Annotated in this window: 1 protein-coding gene; it reads left to right on the top strand. The window is 79.3% G+C overall.

What is annotated here, in order from left to right; all coding sequences use genetic code 11:
• The coding region (locus VTU_RS26185) for a hypothetical protein (RefSeq protein WP_010102356.1) at positions 1 to 295 on the top strand (295 nt) is incomplete at both ends.

The raw sequence follows: 295 nt of genomic DNA, 5'->3' as shown, positions 1-295 counted from the left end.
GCACGGCACGCTGCAGGCCGGCCCCACGCCGGGCCAGGCGGCGGGCTGGTCCATGCAGGCGCAGTTGCGCAACGGCCTGGCGGGCCCCTGGGACCGGAGCCGCCTGCCCATCAGCGCACTGCAGGCCAGCGCGACCTACGACGGCCGCAGCTGGAGCGTTCCCGACGCCAGCGTCCAGGCCGGCGCCGGCCGCGCCACGGCGCGGGGCCGCTATACGCCCGACACCGGCGCGCTGGAGGGCCGGGTCGAACTGCGCGCGCTGCGCCCCAACGCCCTGCACAGCGCGCTCGCCGCC

It is taken from the genome of Verminephrobacter aporrectodeae subsp. tuberculatae At4 (assembly GCF_000193225.1).
In the GTDB taxonomy this organism is placed as follows: domain Bacteria; phylum Pseudomonadota; class Gammaproteobacteria; order Burkholderiales; family Burkholderiaceae_C; genus Acidovorax; species Acidovorax aporrectodeae.
The sequence above is the reverse complement of the archived record's forward strand: the minus strand, read 5'-3'. Positions and strand labels throughout refer to the sequence as shown.